Source organism: uncultured Lutibacter sp., from assembly GCF_947493565.1.
GTDB lineage: Bacteria > Bacteroidota > Bacteroidia > Flavobacteriales > Flavobacteriaceae > Lutibacter > Lutibacter aestuarii.
Genome location: NZ_CANLRG010000020.1, coordinates 1 through 1,141, shown reverse-complemented (window position 1 = coordinate 1,141; position 1,141 = coordinate 1). Strand labels below are relative to the sequence as shown.

Genomic DNA, 1,141 nt, shown 5'->3' with positions numbered 1-1,141 from the left:
GGTCTAAGATTGTTATAAATATTCACAGCACGTTTTACAATCTTTTTAGCTAAGTTAGTATTTTTTATTTGTTGTTTCAAACCATATTCATATTTTAAAGTTCTGTTTATTCTTTCGGCAACAGCATTTTCATAAGGATCGTATTGTTCTGTCATACTAAGTGATAGACCGTTTTGTTCCACAAACTCAGTATAAGCTGGATTACAGTATTGAATACCTCTATCCGAGTGATGAATTAGTTTTTGATGTGGGTATTTACGATTTTTAATAGCCATTTTAAGCGCATCTGTACATAATGATACTTTCATATGTGAAGCTATTTTGTAGCCCATAATTTGCTTAGAATACGCATCGGTTACCAAGGCCAAGTAACTATGTCCTTTTTGAGTTTTAATATAGGTTATGTCGCTTACCCAAAGCTGTTCAGCTCTTGTAGGTGCTTTGTCTTTAACTAGATTTTTATATTTATAAAATTGATGTTTAGAATTTGTGGTTATAAAATGACGTTTAGTTTTAGGAACCAGTAAGTTGTAATGTTTTAAAAAACGATAAAACTTATCTCTTCCCATCTGTATTTGATGCTGTTCCATTTGATTTTTAAGTAAATGATACAGTTTAATACCTCCAGTTCTAAGTCCAATTTGTTTACGACAATCTTGTACTAACTCAAGTAATATCTGTTCCTGACTTATTTTATTTTGATGAGATTTTAAGCGCTTATAGAAGGCTTGTTTGCTAATCCCAAAACACTCGATTAACCATTTTCTTTTAAACGGTTTTGTTTCTTTTTTTGAATCTCGTCGGCTAATGTTTTGGGCAATGACTTTTTTGATAAATCCACACCAGTAATTAGTTCCATATCCGCAATTATATCTTGCTGAAAGTCTTTTACAAACTCTAGTTCTTCAATTCTTTCTTTCAATTTTTTAATTTCGTCTTTTTTACTCATTCCTAATTTCTTTTGCTCTAAAGTACTATATTTTTTTAACCAATAGTCAATAGAAGATCTAGAAACATTGTATTTTTTAGCAGCATAATTTATTGAAATACGTCCATTTTGGATTTGGTCAATAATGAGTAATTTTAAATCGAAACCTATTTTCTCATAGGATTTTTTTCGACAGGGTACTTTTTGTTCTTT

The 1,141-nt window shown here is 30.1% G+C and carries 2 protein-coding genes; both read right to left on the bottom strand.

Annotated features, from left to right (window positions below):
* The coding region (locus tag Q0714_RS14150; protein WP_298266198.1) for an IS3 family transposase at nt 1-740 on the bottom strand (740 nt) is incomplete at its 3' end.
* A gap of 14 nt (nt 741-754) precedes the next feature.
* On the bottom strand, nt 755-1,141 hold a 387-nt coding region (locus tag Q0714_RS14145; protein WP_298266197.1), incomplete at its 5' end, for a helix-turn-helix domain-containing protein.